This window comes from Streptomyces sp. NPDC051211 (genome assembly GCF_040689505.1).
Lineage (GTDB): Bacteria > Actinomycetota > Actinomycetes > Streptomycetales > Streptomycetaceae > Streptomyces.
The window spans coordinates 119,420-135,660 of the sequence record NZ_JBFBAV010000006.1; the positions used below are offsets into that span (position 1 = coordinate 119,420).

General features: G+C 70.0%; 11 protein-coding genes. 7 read left to right on the forward strand and 4 right to left on the reverse strand.

Translation table 11 applies throughout. The features are described from left to right. Positions 1–8 precede the first annotated feature (8 nt). Positions 9–2,786: a magnesium-translocating P-type ATPase gene (mgtA, locus tag AB0447_RS09090; RefSeq protein WP_366475905.1), complete on the reverse strand. Its 2,778-nt coding sequence runs from the start codon at positions 2,784–2,786 to the stop codon at positions 9–11. A 448-nt stretch (positions 2,787–3,234) separates the two neighbouring features. Here mgtA and AB0447_RS09095 point away from each other — a divergent pair, with 448 nt between their 5' ends. The 6 genes from AB0447_RS09095 to AB0447_RS09120 all read left to right on the forward strand — a co-directional run bounded on the left by AB0447_RS09095 (position 3,235) and on the right by AB0447_RS09120 (position 11,750). After that, complete coding sequence (locus tag AB0447_RS09095; RefSeq protein WP_366475906.1) at positions 3,235–4,452, forward strand: ROK family transcriptional regulator; 1,218 nt, start codon at positions 3,235–3,237, stop codon at positions 4,450–4,452. A 117-nt stretch (positions 4,453–4,569) separates the two neighbouring features. Continuing rightward, the gene (locus AB0447_RS09100) at positions 4,570–5,682 is read left to right on the forward strand and encodes a substrate-binding domain-containing protein (protein ID WP_366475907.1); all 1,113 of its coding nucleotides are present in this window, start codon (positions 4,570–4,572) and stop codon (positions 5,680–5,682) included. A 136-nt stretch (positions 5,683–5,818) separates the two neighbouring features. Next, positions 5,819–6,607, forward strand: a complete 789-nt coding sequence (locus AB0447_RS09105; protein ID WP_366475908.1) for an ATP-binding cassette domain-containing protein — start codon at positions 5,819–5,821, stop codon at positions 6,605–6,607. Next, positions 6,604–7,905 (forward strand): sugar ABC transporter permease, encoded by a 1,302-nt coding sequence (locus tag AB0447_RS09110; RefSeq protein ID WP_366475909.1) that lies wholly within the window; start codon positions 6,604–6,606, stop codon positions 7,903–7,905. The genes AB0447_RS09105 and AB0447_RS09110 overlap by 4 nt, the downstream gene beginning before the upstream one ends. A gap of 223 nt (positions 7,906–8,128) precedes the next feature. After that, the gene (dxs, locus tag AB0447_RS09115; RefSeq protein WP_366475910.1) at positions 8,129–10,045 is read left to right on the forward strand and encodes a 1-deoxy-D-xylulose-5-phosphate synthase; all 1,917 of its coding nucleotides are present in this window, start codon (positions 8,129–8,131) and stop codon (positions 10,043–10,045) included. Positions 10,046–10,199: 154 nt separating this feature from the next. Continuing rightward, on the forward strand, positions 10,200–11,750 hold the full coding sequence (locus AB0447_RS09120; RefSeq protein ID WP_366475911.1) for an amino acid permease: 1,551 nt from the start codon (positions 10,200–10,202) through the stop codon (positions 11,748–11,750). An 89-nt stretch (positions 11,751–11,839) separates the two neighbouring features. Here AB0447_RS09120 and AB0447_RS09125 read toward each other — a convergent pair whose 3' ends face one another. After that, positions 11,840–12,934, reverse strand: coding sequence for an LCP family protein (locus AB0447_RS09125; RefSeq protein WP_366475912.1), 1,095 nt, complete (start codon positions 12,932–12,934; stop codon positions 11,840–11,842). Between the two features lie 134 nt (positions 12,935–13,068). On the opposite strand from AB0447_RS09125, the gene AB0447_RS09130 reads away from it, so the two are divergent. Further along, positions 13,069–14,190 carry a hypothetical protein gene (locus AB0447_RS09130; protein WP_366475913.1) on the forward strand — a complete coding sequence of 374 codons (1,122 nt, stop codon included), beginning with the start codon at positions 13,069–13,071 and terminating at the stop codon, positions 14,188–14,190. Positions 14,191–14,223: 33 nt separating this feature from the next. On the opposite strand, the gene AB0447_RS09135 is transcribed toward AB0447_RS09130, so the two are convergent. After that, positions 14,224–15,327, reverse strand: a complete 1,104-nt coding sequence (locus AB0447_RS09135; protein WP_366475914.1) for a hypothetical protein — start codon at positions 15,325–15,327, stop codon at positions 14,224–14,226. A 10-nt stretch (positions 15,328–15,337) separates the two neighbouring features. Continuing rightward, a complete protein-coding gene (locus AB0447_RS09140; protein ID WP_366475915.1) occupies positions 15,338–16,240 on the reverse strand; it encodes an N-acetylneuraminate synthase family protein in 903 nt (300 codons plus the stop codon). Position 16,241 lies beyond the last annotated feature (1 nt).

Consider the following 16,241-nt stretch of genomic DNA (forward strand, 5'->3'; position numbering starts at 1 on the left):
GGCGCGCGTCACAGCCAGGTGCCGAAGCGGCGGATGTACCGGGTCTTCACCAGCTGCGTGAGGGTGCAGTACGCGAGGAGCACCCCGATCAGCCACGGGAAGTAGGACGCCGGCAGGGCCACGAAGCCCAGCGACCCGGCCAGCGGGGAGAACGGCAGCCACAGGCCGGTCAGCACCGCGAGCACCGTCATCACCATCACCGGCCGGGAGGCACGGGACTGGACGAAGGGGATCTTCCGGGTACGGATCATGTGGACGACCAGGGTCTGCGACAGCAGGCCCTCGATGAACCAGCCGGACTGGAACAGCGACTGTTGCGCCTCGCTGTTCGCCCCGAACACGTTCCACATGATCAGGAACATGGCGATGTCGAAGATCGAGCTGATCGGTCCGATGGTCACCATGAACCGGCCGATGCCCTTGGCGTCCCAGTTCCGCGGCTTGCGCAGGTACTCCTCGTCCATCCGGTCCCACGGGGTGGCCAGCTGAGCGATGTCGTACACCAGGTTCTGCACCAGCAGCATGATCGCCGGCATCGGCTGGAACGGGATGAACGCGCTCGCCACCAGCACCGAGAAGACGTTGCCGAAGTTCGAGGAGGCCGTCATCTTGACGTACTTGACGGTGTTGCCGAAGGTGGTGCGGCCCTGGATCACGCCCTGCTCCAGGACGGTCAGGTCCTTCTCCAGCAGGATGATGTCCGCGGACTCCTTCGCGATGTCCACCGCCGTGTCCACCGAGATGCCGACGTCGGCGTCGCGCAGCGCCGCCGCGTCGTTGATGCCGTCCCCGAGGAAGCCGACGGTGTGCCCCTCGGCCTGCAGGGCCCGTACGATCCGGGCCTTCTGCACCGGGTTGACCTTGGCGAACACCGTCGTACGGGCGGCCAGCGCGCGCAGGCCCAGGTCGTCGAGGGCGTCGATCTCCGGGCCGAGCACCACGTGCCCGACGTCGATGCCGACCTCGGCGCAGACCCGGGCGGCGACCAGGTCGTTGTCGCCGGTGACCACCTTGACCGCGATCCCCTTGTCGGCCAGGCCCCGCAGGGCGGCGGCCGCCGAGGCCTTCGGCGGGTCGAGGAAGGCCAGGAAGCCGACCAGGGTCAGCCCCTCCTCGTCCGCGACGGTGTAGGTGTCGCGGGGCGTCTCCACGGTGCGGGTGGCGACCGCCAGCACCCGCAGGCCCCGGCGGTTGTTCTCCTCGGCCGTCAGGGCCGCCCGGATGCGGGCGGATTCGGTCAGCTCGACGGTGCGCCCGCCGTCGACCACGTGGGTGCACAGGTCCAGGACCTCCTCGACCGCACCCTTGGTGATCAGGACGTGCTCTGCGTTCTCGGCGGGTCGGGCGGGTCCGGTGCGTCCGGCGCTGCCGGCGGCATCGGCTTCGGCTTCGGGGCCGCCGACCAGCCGGTTGCGGTTGAGGACCACGGACATCCGGCGCCGGGCGAAGTCGAAGGGGATCTCGTCGACCATCGAGAACCGTGCGTCGACGACAACCTCCTCGGCCTCGTTGACGCGGTCGATGACCGCCTGGTCCATCAGGTTCTTCAGCCCGGTCTGGAAGTGCGCGTTGAGGTAGCCGTACTCCAGGACCTCGTTGTCCTCGGCGCCGTGCACGTCCAGGTACCGGTCCAGGACGATGCGGTCCTCGGTGAGGGTGCCGGTCTTGTCCGTGCACAGCACGTCCATCGCGCCCAGGTTCTGGATCGCGTTCAGCCGCTTGACGACCACCTTGTGCCGGGACATGGCGACCGCACCGCGGGCCAGGTTGGCGGAGACCACCATCGGCAGCATCTCGGGGGTCAGACCGACCGCGACGGCGATGCCGAAGAGGAGGGCCTCGTCCCAGTCGCCCTTGGTGAGGCCGTTGATCGCGAACACCACCGGGACCATCACCAGCATGAAGCGGATCAGCAGGAAGCTGACTTTGCGCACGCCGGTGTCGAAGTTGGTCTGCGGGCGCTCGCCGGCCAGCGAGCCGGCCATCGAGCCGAAGTAGGTGTCGGCCCCGGTGGCGACGACCACCCCGGTGGCGGTACCGGAGGTCACCGAGGTGCCCATCAGGCAGAGGTTGTCGGCCTCGACCGGGTCGGTGGTCTCGTGCTGGCCCAGGTCCTCGGTCCGGGTGTCGGCCTTGGCCACCGGCAGTGATTCGCCGGACAGCGCGGCCTGGCCGACCATCAGGTCCTTGGCGGTGATCAGCCGCAGGTCGGCGGGGATCAGGTCGCCGGCCGCCAGCTTCACGAGGTCGCCCGGAACCACCTGGTCCATCGGCACCTCGATGGTGGTGGGCCCGGAGCCGCCGCCGGCCCGGCGCTGCACCGCGCAGGTCGTGGTGACCAGCTTCTTCAGGGCGTCGGCGGCCCGGCCCGAGCGGTACTCCTGCCAGAACCGGAGCAGTCCGCTGACCCCCACCATCACGGAGAGGATGACCACGCCCGGGTCCGCGGGGTCCTGCCAGTACATGACCGCGGCGAGGAAGACCAGGACCGCGATGAAGGGGTTGCAGTAGGCCTTGGCCAGCTGGACGAACCAGTGCGGGGCGCGCTCCCGGGCGACCTCGTTGGCGCCGTGCCGGTCCAGCCGCAGTGCGGCCTCGGCGTGGGTCAGCCCGTGGTGCGAGGAGTCCACGGACTGCAGGACCCGTACGGCGGGGCGGGCGCTGACCGAGGCGAGCTGCTCGCCGACCCGGCGGGTGCGGGCCTCCAGCTCGGCGGCCTTGCGCTCGCGGCGGCCCCGGCCCGGCGGGCCGAGCTTCCGGGGGGTACGGGGGGTGAGCATGGTCATGACGAAACCTCCCTCTGGGCGGAACCGGGCAGCACGGAGCCGCGCGGTCACACAGAGTGGTCATGGACCGGCGGAGGGCGGCACGGAGCGGCCGCGCCCGCAGGTCGGCATGGGTGTGTCGCAGCCCTCGGGGGCGCAGCGGTGCGCATCAGGGCATGCGGAAGGGAAAAGAAGGGGATCTACTGAAGAACGGCGGTCGGCCGGTCAGCCGACGAGGGCGCGGCAAGGACTTCGGTCGGGACTCATCCCGAACACCTCCTCGCGTCGCGCTGTCGTGTCAGGCGCCCGGTCCGGCCTCGAAAGCCGCAGAGGACCGGCGCCGCAGCGACCGTAGCACGAAGTCGAAGTGTCCTTTCTCGTACTTTCGGTCGGTTCCTCCTCTTGACGTCAGGAAGGCCGCGGGCTCGACTTAGGGTTCACAAGTTGGAGATATGGCAGGAGTGGATCAGTGGCGGAGACTCCGGGTTCGCAGTCGTCCTTGCACCGCGCGAATCTCGAGCGGGTGGTGCGTGCCGTCCGGCTCGCCGGTTCGCTGACCCAGGCGGAGATCGCCCGTACCACCGGACTGTCGGCGGCCACGGTCTCCAACATCGTCCGGGAGCTCAAGGACGGCGGGACCGTGGAGGTCACCCCGACCTCGGCGGGCGGCCGGCGGGCCCGCAGCGTCTCGCTCAGCGGGGACGCGGGCATCGTGATCGGCGTCGACTTCGGCCACACCCACCTGCGGGTGGCCGTCGGCAACCTCGCCCACCAGGTGCTGGCCGAGGAGTCCGAGCCGCTGGACGTGGACGCGTCCTGGGTGGACGGGTTCGACCGGGCGGAACACCTGGTCGGGCGGCTGATCGAGAGCCTGGGGACGGTCCGGGAGAAGGTGATCGGGGTCGGCCTCGGCGTGCCCGGCCCGATCGACGTGGAATCCGGGACCCTCGGCTCCACCGCGATCCTGCCGGGCTGGGCCGGCATCAACCCCCGCGACGAGCTCTCGCGGCGGCTGGGGGTGCCCGTGTACGTCGACAACGACGCCAACCTCGGCGCGCTCGGCGAGCTGGTCTGGGGGAGCGGCCGCGGGGTCAAGGACCTCGCGTACATCAAGGTGGCCAGCGGCGTCGGCGCCGGCCTGGTCATCAACGGGCAGATCTACCGGGGGCCGGGCGGCACCGCCGGGGAGATCGGGCACATCACCCTGGACGAGTCCGGCCCGGTGTGCCGCTGCGGCAACCGGGGCTGCCTGGAGACCTTCGCCGCGGCCCGCTACGTCCTGCCGCTGCTGCAGGGCAGCCACGGCCCCGAACTCACCATGGAGCGCGTGGTCGAACTGGCCCGGGAGGGTGATCCCGGCTGCCGCCGGGTGATCACCGACGTGGGCCGGCACGTGGGCAGCGGGGTGGCCAGCCTGTGCAACCTGCTCAACCCCAGCCGGGTGGTCCTGGGCGGTTCTCTCGCGGACGCCGGTGAACTCGTCCTGGCTCCCATACGTGAATCCGTCGGGAGGTACGCGATCCCCAGCGCGGCACGGCAGTTGTCGGTGCTGACGGGTTCTCTGGGCGGCCGGGCCGAGGTGCTGGGCGCCCTGGCCCTGGTGTTGAGCGAGATGGGCGATTCGACGCTTTTGCTGGGCAAGGGCGGCGGGGCGCAGACCCCTCAACTCTTGTCTTCAGTTAGATAACGGATGGCACCGTTGTCATCTCGTTAAGGATTCACTCCTTGACGACAAACTGGGGCCGGGGTTGACTCACATCCACCTCGGCCGCAGCGTTGCGGCCTCGTCAGGGAGGTTCAAGAAATGAACACGCGTATGCGTAGAGCCGCCGTTGCCGTAGCCGCCACCGCGATGGCCGCCTCGCTCGCCGCCTGTGGCAGTGCGAAGGAGTCGGGCGAGAAGGCGAAGGACTCCGCAGCGCCCGCGGGCGACGCGATCAAGGTCGGCCTGCTCCTGCCGGAGAACCAGACCGCGCGCTACGAGAAGTTCGACAAGCCGCTGATCGAGAAGAAGGTCGCCGAACTCACCGGCGGCAAGGGCACGGTGGTCTACGCCAACGCCAAGCAGGACCCGACCGTTCAGAACTCGCAGGTCGACACGATGATCACCAACAAGGTGAACGTCCTGATCGTCGACGCCGTGGACTCCAAGGCCATCGCCGGCTCGGTGAAGAAGGCCAAGGACGCCGGCATCCCGGTCGTCGCCTACGACCGCCTCGCCGAGGGCCCGATCGACGCCTACACCTCCTTCGACAACGAAGAGGTCGGCAAGGTCCAGGGCAAGGCCCTGCTGGAGGCCCTGGGCGACAAGGCCAAGAGCGGCCAGATCGTCATGATGAACGGCTCGGTCACCGACCCGAACGCCAAGCTGTTCAAGCAGGGCGCGCACTCCGAGCTCGACGGCAAGGTCACCGTCGGCAAGGAGTACGACACCAAGGAATGGAAGCCGGAGAACGCCAACACCAACATGGCGGCGGCCATTTCGGCCCTCGGCAAGGACAAGATCGTCGGCGTCTACTCCGCCAACGACGGCATGGCCGGCGGCATCATCACCGCCCTCAAGGCCGCCGGCGTCTCCCCGCTGCCGCCGGTCACCGGCCAGGACGCCGAACTCGCCGGTGTGCAGCGCATCGTGGCGGGCGAGCAGTTCATGAGCGTCTACAAGCCGTACGCGCCGGAGGCCGAGGCCGCCGCGAAGATGGCCGTCGCCCTCGCCAAGGGCGAGAAGCTCGAGGGCGTCACCACCTCCACCGTGGACAGCCCCACCACCAAGGGCGTTCCGTCCGTCCTGGTCCCGGTCGTCTCGCTGACCAAGGCCAACATCAAGGACACCGTCATCAAGGACGGCGTCTACACGGCCGACGAGATCTGCACCGAGAAGTACGCGGCCGCCTGCGCCTCCCTGGGCCTCAAGTAAGTCCGCCGCGGGCCCCTGCGGGGGCCCGCGCCCCCACCCTCTCCGGCGCCCCGCCCCCTCTTCCCCCCGCCATCCGCGGGGCGCCGGTGCAGAATCGTTAATGCAAGGCATCCCCGCCGGTCAGGCGGCGAAGGAGATGATTCACGTGTCCGCTGCGCCCGTGCTGGCGTTGCGAGGGGTCTCGAAGCGGTTCGGCGCCGTCCAGGCCCTCACCGACGTAGAACTCGAGATCCACTCCGGCGAGGTGGTCGCCCTCGTCGGCGACAACGGCGCCGGCAAGTCGACGCTCGTCAAGACGATCGCCGGCGTCCACCCCATCGATGACGGGGTCATCGAGTGGGAAGGCCGCCCGGTCTCGATCAACAAGCCCCACGACGCCCAGAACCTGGGCATCGCGACGGTCTACCAGGACCTCGCGCTCTGCGACAACATCGATGTCGTAGGCAACCTCTTCCTGGGCCGCGAGCTCAAGCGCCGCGGCGTCCTCGACGAGGTGGAGATGGAGCGGCGCGCCCGCGAGCTGCTCACCACCCTCTCCATCCGCATCCCGAGCGTCCGGATCCCCATCGCCTCGCTCTCCGGCGGCCAGCGCCAGACCGTGGCGATCGCCCGCTCCATGCTCGGCGAGCCCCAGCTGGTCATCCTCGACGAGCCCACCGCGGCCCTCGGCGTCGAGCAGACCGCCCAGGTCCTCGACCTGGTCGAGCGGCTGCGCGAACGCGGTCACGCCGTCATCCTCATCAGCCACAACATGGCCGATGTGAAGGCCGTCGCCGACAAGGTGGCGGTCCTGCGGCTGGGCCGCAACAACGGCGTCTTCAACGTCGCCGACACCACGCAGGAAGAGATCATCTCCGCCATCACGGGCGCCACGGACAACGCCGTGACCCGCCGGGCGGCGCGTACCGGGGAGGCTCGCAAGTGAGCACCGACAACACGTCGAAGCCGGCCACCGTCCCGGTCGACCACCAGGTGGTCAACCCGGCCGCGGCCGACGACGCCATCCCGGCGGTCGACCCGCGCCTGCTGGTGCGCGAGGAAGGCCTCGCCGGCTACCTGCACGAGTTCAAGCGCAAGATGCGCGCCGGCGACCTGGGCTCCCTCCCGGTCGTCATCGGCCTGGCCGTCATCTGCATCATCTTCCAGAGCCTGAACTCGAACTTCCTCTCCGCCGAGAACATCAACAACATCGCCGTCACGATGGTCGCCACCGGCATGATGGCCGTCGGCATCATCTTCGTGCTGCTGCTGGGCGAGATCGACCTCTCGGTCGGCTCGGTCAGCGGTGTCTCCGGCGCGATCGTCGCCGTCCTCGCCGTCACCCACGGCGTGAACGAATGGCTCGCCGTGCTCGCCGCCATCGCCGGCGGTGCGCTCATCGGAGCCGTCCACGGCTTCTTCTTCGCCCGGATCGGGGCCCCGGCCTTCGCCGTCACCCTGTCCGGCCTGCTCTTCTGGTCCGGATTCATGCTCCAGCTGCTCGGCAGCAACGGCACGATCAACCTGGACTCCGAGGGCGTGGTCGGCAAGCTCACCACGTACTACTTCTCCGACGTCGCGGCCGCCTACGGCCTCGCCGCGGTCGCGGTCGCGGTGTTCTTCCTGTCGTCCTTCCTGGACTCCAAGCGGCGGGCCGCCGCCGGGGTCCCCTCCCGGCCGCTCGCCGAGATCGCGCTGCGCACCGGCCTGCTGGCCGCCGTCGCCTTCACCGCCGCGGCCGTCTTCAACCAGTACAAGGGCCTGCCGCTCGCGGTGCTGCTCTTCCTGCTGGTCCTGGTCGGCACCGACTTCCTGCTGCGCCGCACCGGCTTCGGCCGCAAGGTGTTCGCTCTCGGCGGCAGCGTCGAGGCCTCCCGGCGCGCGGGCATCAACGTGACCGGCGTCCGGATCGCGGTCTTCGCCATCGCCGGCACCTTCGCGGCCGTCGGCGGGCTCTTCTGGGCCTCCAAGATCGCCGCGGCGAACCAGAGCGCCGGCGCCGGCGACCTGCTGATGAACGTGATCGCGGCGGCCGTGATCGGCGGCACCAGCCTCTTCGGTGGCCGCGGCCGGACCTGGAACGCCCTCCTCGGCGTCATGGTCATCACATCGATCCAGTACGGTCTCGCCCTGCAGGGCATCGCCACACCGATCCAGTACATGATCACCGGTGCGGTGCTGCTGGCCACCGTGGTGATCGACTCGGTCACCCGCAAGACGCAGAAGACCGCAGGCCGCGCCTAGGGGACACCCTCCCTCCGGGCCCGTACGCCGTACCCGTGCCCGGCGCCACCGAACGTGGCGCCGGGCACCTCCGTGCGCACGGCCGCTCGAACGTGTGGTGTGGGCTCGTACGGATGTGCCCACATATGACAAGACCGTTGCCCGCTCAGGACCGCCCGATGACGTAGCGCTCGGGGGGAACATTAGACTCGACGGACCAGCCAGCAACTGCAAGGAGGCACGGGTGCTGCTGACCCGCATCAAGGGACCGCGCGATCTGGACCGGCTCAGCCCGGAGCAGCTGAACCAGCTGGCCGCAGAGATCAGGTCCTTCCTCGTCGACGCGGTCTCCAAGACCGGCGGGCACCTCGGCCCCAACCTCGGCGTCGTCGAACTGACGATCGCCCTGCACCGGGTCTTCGAGTCCCCGAAGGACAAGGTCCTCTTCGACACCGGGCACCAGGCCTACGTGCACAAGCTGCTCACCGGCCGCCAGGACTTCACCGGCCTGCGCACCAAGGGCGGCCTGTCCGGCTACCCCTCCCGCGCCGAGTCCGAGCACGACGTCATCGAGAACTCGCACGCCTCCACCGTGCTGGGCTGGGCCGACGGCATCGCCAAGGCCAACCAGGTGCTCGGCCGCGAGGACCACCACGTGGCCGCCGTCATCGGCGACGGCGCCCTCACCGGCGGCATGGCCTGGGAGGCCCTCAACAACATCGCCGCCGCCAAGGACCGCCCGCTGGTCATCGTCGTCAACGACAACGAGCGCAGCTACGGCCCCACCATCGGCGGTCTCGCCGACCACCTGGCCACCCTGCGCACCACCGACGGCTACGAGCGTTTCCTGGCCCGCGGCAAGGACCTCCTGGAGCGCACCCCGGTCGTCGGGAAGCCGCTCTACGAGACCCTGCACGGCGCCAAGAAGGGCCTGAAGGACTTCATCGCCCCGCAGGGCATGTTCGAGGACCTCGGCCTGAAGTACATCGGCCCCATCGACGGGCACGACATCGAGGCCCTGGAGTCCGCCCTCACGCGCGCCAAGCGCTTCAGCGGCCCCGTCATCGTCCACTGCCTCACCCAGAAGGGCCGCGGCTACACCCCGGCCCTGGAGCACGAGGCGGACCGTTTCCACGCGGTCGGCGTCATCCACCCGGACACCGGTCTGCCGGTGAAGACCGCGGCCGCCAGCTGGACCTCCGTCTTCGCCGACGAAATGGTCAAGATCGGCCACGAGCGCCCGGACGTCGTCGGCATCACCGCCGCCATGCTCCACCCGGTCGGCCTCAACAAGTTCGCCGAGGCCTTCCCGGACCGGATCTACGACGTCGGCATCGCCGAGCAGCACGGCGCGACCTCCGCGGCCGGCCTGGCCACCGGCGGCGCCCACCCGGTCTTCGCCGTCTACGCCACCTTCCTCAACCGCGCCTTCGACCAGGTCCTGATGGACGTGGCCCTGCACAAGTGCGGGGTCACCTTCGTCCTGGACCGGGCCGGGGTCACCGGCGACGACGGCGCCTCCCACAACGGCATGTGGGACATGTCCATCCTCCAGGTCGTGCCGGGCCTCCGGCTGGCCGCCCCGCGCGACGCCGAGCAGCTGCGCGCCCAGCTCCGCGAGGCCGTGGAGGTCAAGGACGCCCCCACGGTCGTCCGGTACTCCAAGGGCGTCGTGGGCCCGGCCGTGCCGGCCCTCGGCCGGATCGGCGGCATGGACCTGCTCCGGGCCCCGGCCCCCGAGGTCCGGCAGCCCGACGTCCTGATCGTCTCGGTGGGCGCGCTCGCCCCGATGTGCCTGGAGATCGCCGACCTCCTCGACAAGCAGGGCATCTCCTCCACCGTGGTCGACCCCCGCTGGGTCAAGCCGGTGGACGAGGCGCTCGCCCCGCTCGCCGACCGCCACCGGGTGGTCGTCACCGTCGAGGACAACGGCCGTACCGGCGGCGTCGGCGCTGCCGTCTCGCAGGCTCTGCGGGACGCGGGGGTCGACGTACCGCTGCGTGACTTCGGAATCCCGCAGCGCTTCCTCGACCACGCCCTCCGCAAGGAGATCCTGGCCGAGATCGGGCTGACCGCTCCGGACATCGCGCGGCAGGTCACCGGCCTGGTCGCCAAGCTGGACGGCCGCTACGACAGCGAGCCGGCCGCGGCAGTGGACTGATCCCGCGCCGGGGCGCACGCCGGACACCCGTCCGGCGGACGCCCTGTTGCGGGTCCCGGGCCGGGGGGATCATCCTTGAGTGGGTGATTCGCCCGGCCCGTTCGCGCGCCGGCACCCCCCTCACTCCGTGGGGGCCCCGTTCGGAGGTGTGCCCGTGACTGCGAATCTGAACAGTCCCTTCCGTACGAAATCGGTGGAACAGTCCATCCGTGATACGGAAGAGCCCGAGCACCAGTTGCGGAAGTCCCTCTCCGCCTGGGACCTCACGATCTTCGGCGTCGGTGTCATCATCGGCACCGGCATCTTCGTGCTGACGGGCATCGCGGCCCGGAACAACGCCGGACCCGCCACCGCCCTGTCCTTCGTGGCCGCGGGCGTCGTCTGCGCCCTCGCGGCCCTCTGCTACGCCGAGTTCGCCTCGACGGTGCCGGTGGCCGGGTCGGCGTACACCTTCAGCTACGCCTCGATCGGCGAACTGCCCGCCTGGATCATCGGCTGGGACCTCGTACTGGAGTTCGCCCTGGGCACCGCGGTGGTCGCGGTCGGCTGGTCCGGGTACGTGCGCCACCTGATGCACACCAACCTCGGATGGGACCTGCCCGTCGCGCTGTCCGGACCCGATGCGGGCGGATCCTTCGACCTGCTGGCCTTCCTCCTGGTCCTGGCGCTGACCGCGATCCTGGTCGTCGGGACGAAGCTCTCGGCCCGGATCACCGCGATCGTGGTCGCCATCAAGGTCACCGTGGTGCTGCTGGTCATCATCGCCGGCCTGTTCTTCATCAAGGCGGACAACTACCAGCCGTTCATCCCGCCGGCCCAGCCGCAGCCCGAGGGCACCAGCGGCTGGCACGCGCCGCTGATCCAGGTCCTCTTCGGCTACGAGCCCACCAACTTCGGCATCATGGGCATCTTCACCGCGGCCTCGCTCGTGTTCTTCGCCTTCATCGGCTTCGACGTCGTGGCGACCGCCGCCGAGGAGACCAAGAACCCCCAGCGGGACATGCCGCGCGGCATCCTGGGCTCGCTGCTCATCTGCACCGTGCTCTACGTCGTCGTGACGCTGGTCGTCACCGGCATGCAGCACTACACGCAGATGTCGCCGACCGCCCCGCTCGCCGAGGCCTTCAAGTCCGTGGACCAGCCGTTCTTCGCCGGTGCCATCAGTCTCGGCGCGGCCGTCGGCCTGATCACGGTCAGCATGATCCTGCTGCTCGGCCAGACCCGGGTGTTCTTCGCGATGAGCCGTGACGGGCTGCTGCCACGCTTCTTCTCCGTCACCCACCCGAAGTACCGGACCCCGTACCGGGCGACCCTCGTGCTCGGCGTGGCCATCGCCTTCCTCGCGGGCTTCACCAGCCTGGAAAAGCTCGCGGAGCTGGTGAACATCGGCACCCTGTTCGCCTTCGTGGTCGTCGCACTGGGCGTCATCATCCTGCGCCGGACCCGCCCGGACCTGCACCGCGCCTTCCGCACCCCGTGGGTGCCGGCGCTGCCGATCGTCTCGATCGCGGCATCCCTGTGGCTGATGCTCAACCTGCCGGCCGACACCTGGATGCGGTTCGCGGTGTGGATGTTCGCCGGCTTCTTCGTCTACTACCTGTACGGCCGCCGGCACAGCCGGCTGGGCCAGGGGCTGGAAGGCCCCCGCGGGGACGTCCCCACGGCCCCGCCCACGCCGCCCGCGCCGCCCGCGTCCGGCGCCTGACACAGGGACACCGGGCACACAGGCCGCAACGGCGAGCGGCCGGACCCCCGTTCGGGGCCCGGCCGCTCGCCGTTCGCGCATTCAGAGGGTCATCCGGCCTTGGCGGGGGACTTCTTGGCCGAGGCGGGGATCTTCTGGTCGGTGCGCAGGGCCTCCCACAGCTGGGTGGTCTGCGGCTCGGCGGCGACCACCCGGTTGGGGTCGATCTTGTCGTACGCCACCGGGAGCATGATCGTCTCCATGGTCGCCGGGTCGACGCCCTTCATGCTCTTCGCGAAGTCGGACAGGGCCGTCAGCGAGGCCAGGTCCTTGTCCGTGGTCAGCGACTTGGTGCCGGCGTCGGCGAGCTTGTACAGCCGGGCCGGGTTGCCGAGCGCGTCCTGCTTCTTGATCTCGGTGAGCATCGCGATCATGAACTTCTGCTGCAGGCCGATCCGGCCGAGGTCGCTGCCGTCGGCGTAACCCTTGCGGGTACGGACGAACTTCAGCGCGTCGGTGCCGTCGAGCTTGTGCTCGCCGGCGTCCAGCTTGATGCCGCCCTTGGAGCCGTTGATGGGCTGGTCCAGGTTGACCGTGACCCCGCCCAGCGCGTCGACCAGACCCTTGAAGCCGGCGAAGTCCACCTCGATGAAGTGGTCGACGCGGATGCCGGACATCTGCTCCACGGTCTTGACCACACAGGCCGGCCCGCCCAGCCCGTACACGCCGTTGATCATGGCGCGCTTCTGGCCGGGGACGGTCTTGCCGTTCTCGCCCTTGCAGTCGGGCCGGGTGATCAGGGTGTCACGCGGGATGCTGATCGCGGTGGCCTTCGCCCGGCCCTCGGGTATGTGCACCAGCATGGTGGTGTCCGAGCGGGCGCCGCTCACATTGCCGCCGTCGAGCTCGCCGTTGTCCCCGGCGCGCGAGTCGGAGCCGATCACCAGGATGTTCTGGGCGCCGGCCACCACCTTCTGCGGGCGGTTGTCTCCGATCGCCTGGTCCAGGTCGACGCTCTGGATGTTCCCGTTGAGGTGGCTGTACGTCCACCACGCTCCGCCGCCGAGGGCGACCACGATGACGAGGAGGCTCCACAGCAGGACCCGGCGGATCTTCTGCCCCCGGGTACGCGTGCGGGTGGCGCTCCGGCGCCGCGCGGCGCGGCCCGCCGGCGGGGTCGTCGTACCTGAACTGTCTGCAGTCATTCCCGGGGACCGGCCCTTCCGCACTGATGAAAGAAGTCACGCGGCCTATAACATAAACGCACTCTTGAGCGAGTAAGTCGCCGGGGTATGCTCAACTCCGTTCGAATGATGATGTGGGAAGGCTGCTTCGGTTCATGGCTACGCGATCCGCGCGCAGGTCCCACAAGCAGGTGGCCGGCGCTTCCAGTGCGGACGCGGTGTACGACCGGGGCGCTGCCGCCCTGGGCCCCGCTTCCGGATCCTGGATCCTCGTGGGCAAAGACGGCCGGTTGAGCGCGTACGCGATGGCCCGGGGCGGACTGGTCCGCTGGACCGAGAGCGCTCCCGGCGGCCTTGCCTGGACCGGCCCCGACTTCTTCCCGGCCCCTGATCTGACCCACCTCTGCCTGGCCCAAGGCCAGGACGGCTACGTGCACTTCGTCGGCCGGCGCCGCCGGGTCGTGGACGGCCGGGAGCAGATCACCTTCCATCATGCGATGCAGTACCAGACGGGCCGGCCGCTGGGCCCCTGGGCCTCGCTGGGCAGCCTCTACCAGAACGAGGACATGGCCCGCACCGCGGGCGCGCCGAGCGCGGCCGTCGATGCGCACGGCGGACTGCACGTCTTCGTACGGAACTTCGGCAAGGGCGTCCACTCCCGCCGGCAGGACAAGAAGGGCAAATGGACCAAGTGGGCCGACATCAAGGGCAGCGGAACCCTTGACGGCTCCACCGGGTTCGCGACCTTCGGCGGCCGGGTCTCCCTCATCGCCCCGGCCGAGAAGCGGGTGAGCCTGTGGACCCAGTCCGAGCCGGGCGGTTCGGTCGACAAGGCCGAGGACCTGCCCTTCCTCGCCCAACCGGGCTCCGGCTGCGGGGTGGAGACGGCCCCTGACCGGGTCACGTACTACTGGCATGCGGCCGACGGCCACGGCGTCTGCGCCTACCGCGCCGGAGTCGGCGTGATGGCCCTGGGCGGCGGACCCGCGCACGGCGCGGTCGCCGGCACCCGGGCCTTCGTCGACGGCTACGACTGCACGATCCTCGCCTACCGGGGCCTGAACGGCCGTACGGCGCTCGCCGCCTATCCGACGGAGAACGAGGCGGCCGGCCTGTGGTGGACCGAGACCGGTGAGGAGTCGGTGGGCTCTCCCGGCCTGGCCGTCGACGCGCACGGCCGGATCGTGATCGCCTCGATCAGCGTGTCGGGCGAGCTTCTGGTGACCCGCCAGAAGGACAACATGGGCCTGTCGCTGGGCCGTTGGATGCGCTTCTGAGGCCGGCGCCGGACCGCCTGCGGTCCGGGCGGTTCAGTACGGCTCGTGGGAGCCGTGCGGGCTCTGCCGGCCCGGCACGCCGGGCAGGCCGTAGCGGGCGGGCGGAAGCTGCCGCTGCGGCGGGATGCGCGAGAGGCCGTGGCGGTCGACGGCGAGGGACGAGATGTTCCGGAGGAAGTCCACCGAACGGGCCGCCGTGCCCTCGGTGATCCACGCGTCGTCGATCTCGCAGAGCTCCACCCGGACCGGGGAGTTACGCAGCACGATCGGCAGGGTGTAGGCGATGGTGGAGGCGAAGGTCAGCACGGTGTGCCCGATGGGCTCCACCCGCGCCATGACCTCCATGGGCAGCTCGGGGTGGAGGATCTCCATGCCCGTCGCCCCGGCTATCTCCCGGAGTTTGTCCGGGCTTTCCCGGCGGTGGGCCAGGTAGCGCCAGACCCCGCGGGACCGGGCGATCCAGGTGATCGCCTCCAGATAGCGCTGCTGGTCGATGATGCCCGTCTCGACCAGCGAGGTGCCGGCCAGATCGGCGCCGCCGCGCACCTGCACCGGGCCGAAGGTGTCGCGGATCCAGCGGTACTCGTTGGGTATCACCACGGCGCCTGGGGGCGGGGCCACCGGCATGCAGGTGAAGAAGGCGAACCGCTCCAGGGTGTCCCGGGCCAGCCAGCGGCCGACCGAACTCCCCTTGCCCTCGGATTTCTTGGGCGCCTCGCCCTGGTGCCAGCGGCTCAGGTTCTGGCCCTGCGTCAGCAGGGCCACCAGCTCGGTGGTGGCGGTGCCGTCGTCGACGACGACCACCTCGCGGGCCTTGGAGAAGGGCAGCAGCGCCTGCACGGTGCGGGAGAACAGGTCCCCGATCACCAGCCGTTCGGCGTTGGACACCGACCGGCCCAGGCGGAGCAGGGTGCGGGCCCGGCTCACCGAGCCGGACCGCACCTCGTAGCGCCGCCAGACCAGCCTGGCCTGGGACGCGAACTTGCACAGCCGCCGCACCTGTTCACGCGAGTGGCGGTCGGTCGGCTGCAGGATGGCGATGCTGAGAGAGGACGCCTCGCCCGGGTGGACATGCGCCCACTCGAGTACGTTCAGCAGTTGAGCAGGGCTCTCCACCAGGGCGAGGGTCTCTGTCATCGACGGTTCGTCACTCCCCGGCGACGACGCCCTGAACGCGGCGCAGCTTCTTCATCGGGCCGAGCTCGGACTCGTAGACCTTCTTGATGCCGTCGCCCTTGGCCTCCTCGATGACACGGATGTCGCGGACCAGGCGCTGCAGGCCGCCCGGCTCGACGGACGCGGCCTGGTCGGAGCCCCACATGGCGCGGTCGAGGGTGATGTGCCGCTCGACGACGCAGGCGCCCATGGCGACGGCGGCGACGGTGGTCTGCAGACCGATCTCGTGGCCGGAGTAGCCGATCGGGATGTTCGGGTACGCGGCCTCCAGCGAGTGGATGACGCGCAGGTTGAGCTCCTCGGTCACCGCCGGGTAGGTGCTGGTGGCGTGCAGCAGGATGGTGTTCTCGCTGCCCAGGACCTCCACCGCGTGGCGGATCTGCTCCGGGGTGGACATGCCGGTGGAGAGGATGACCGGCTTGCCGGTGGCGCGCAGGGCGCGCAACAGCTCGTCGTCCGTCAGGGAGGCCGAGGCCACCTTGTGGCACGGGACGTCGAACTTCTCCAGGAAGACGACGGCCTCGGTGTCCCACGGGGAGGCGAACCAGTCGATGCCGCGGGTCTTGCAGTGCTCGTCGATGGCGCGGTACTCGTCCTCGCCGAACTCCACCTTGTGGCGGTAGTCGATGTAGGTCATGCGGCCCCACGGGGTGTCCCGCTCGATGTCCCACTGGTCGCGCGGAGTGCAGATCTCCGGGGTGCGCTTCTGGAACTTCACGGCGTCGCAGCCGGCTTCGGCGGCGGCGTCTATGAGGGCGATGGCGTTGGCCAGGTCGCCGTTGTGGTTGATGCCGATCTCACCGATGACGTAGGTGGGCAGCCCCGGGCCCACCTGCTTGGTGCCGACCTGGCGGATGCGGTTGCTGTGCACCACT

Bases quoted from the DNA above. Each gene is read 5' to 3' on its own strand.
- mgtA (WP_366475905.1), bottom strand. From the start codon at position 2,786: ATGACCATGCTCACCCCCCGTACCCCCCGGAAGCTCGGCCCGCCGGGC.
- AB0447_RS09100 (WP_366475907.1), top strand. From the start codon at position 4,570: ATGAACACGCGTATGCGTAGAGCCGCCGTTGCCGTAGCCGCCACCGCG.
- AB0447_RS09105 (WP_366475908.1), top strand. From the start codon at position 5,819: ATGATTCACGTGTCCGCTGCGCCCGTGCTGGCGTTGCGAGGGGTCTCG.
- AB0447_RS09125 (WP_366475912.1), bottom strand. From the start codon at position 12,934: ATGACTGCAGACAGTTCAGGTACGACGACCCCGCCGGCGGGCCGCGCC.
- AB0447_RS09130 (WP_366475913.1), top strand. From the start codon at position 13,069: ATGGCTACGCGATCCGCGCGCAGGTCCCACAAGCAGGTGGCCGGCGCT.
- AB0447_RS09135 (WP_366475914.1), bottom strand. From the start codon at position 15,327: ATGACAGAGACCCTCGCCCTGGTGGAGAGCCCTGCTCAACTGCTGAAC.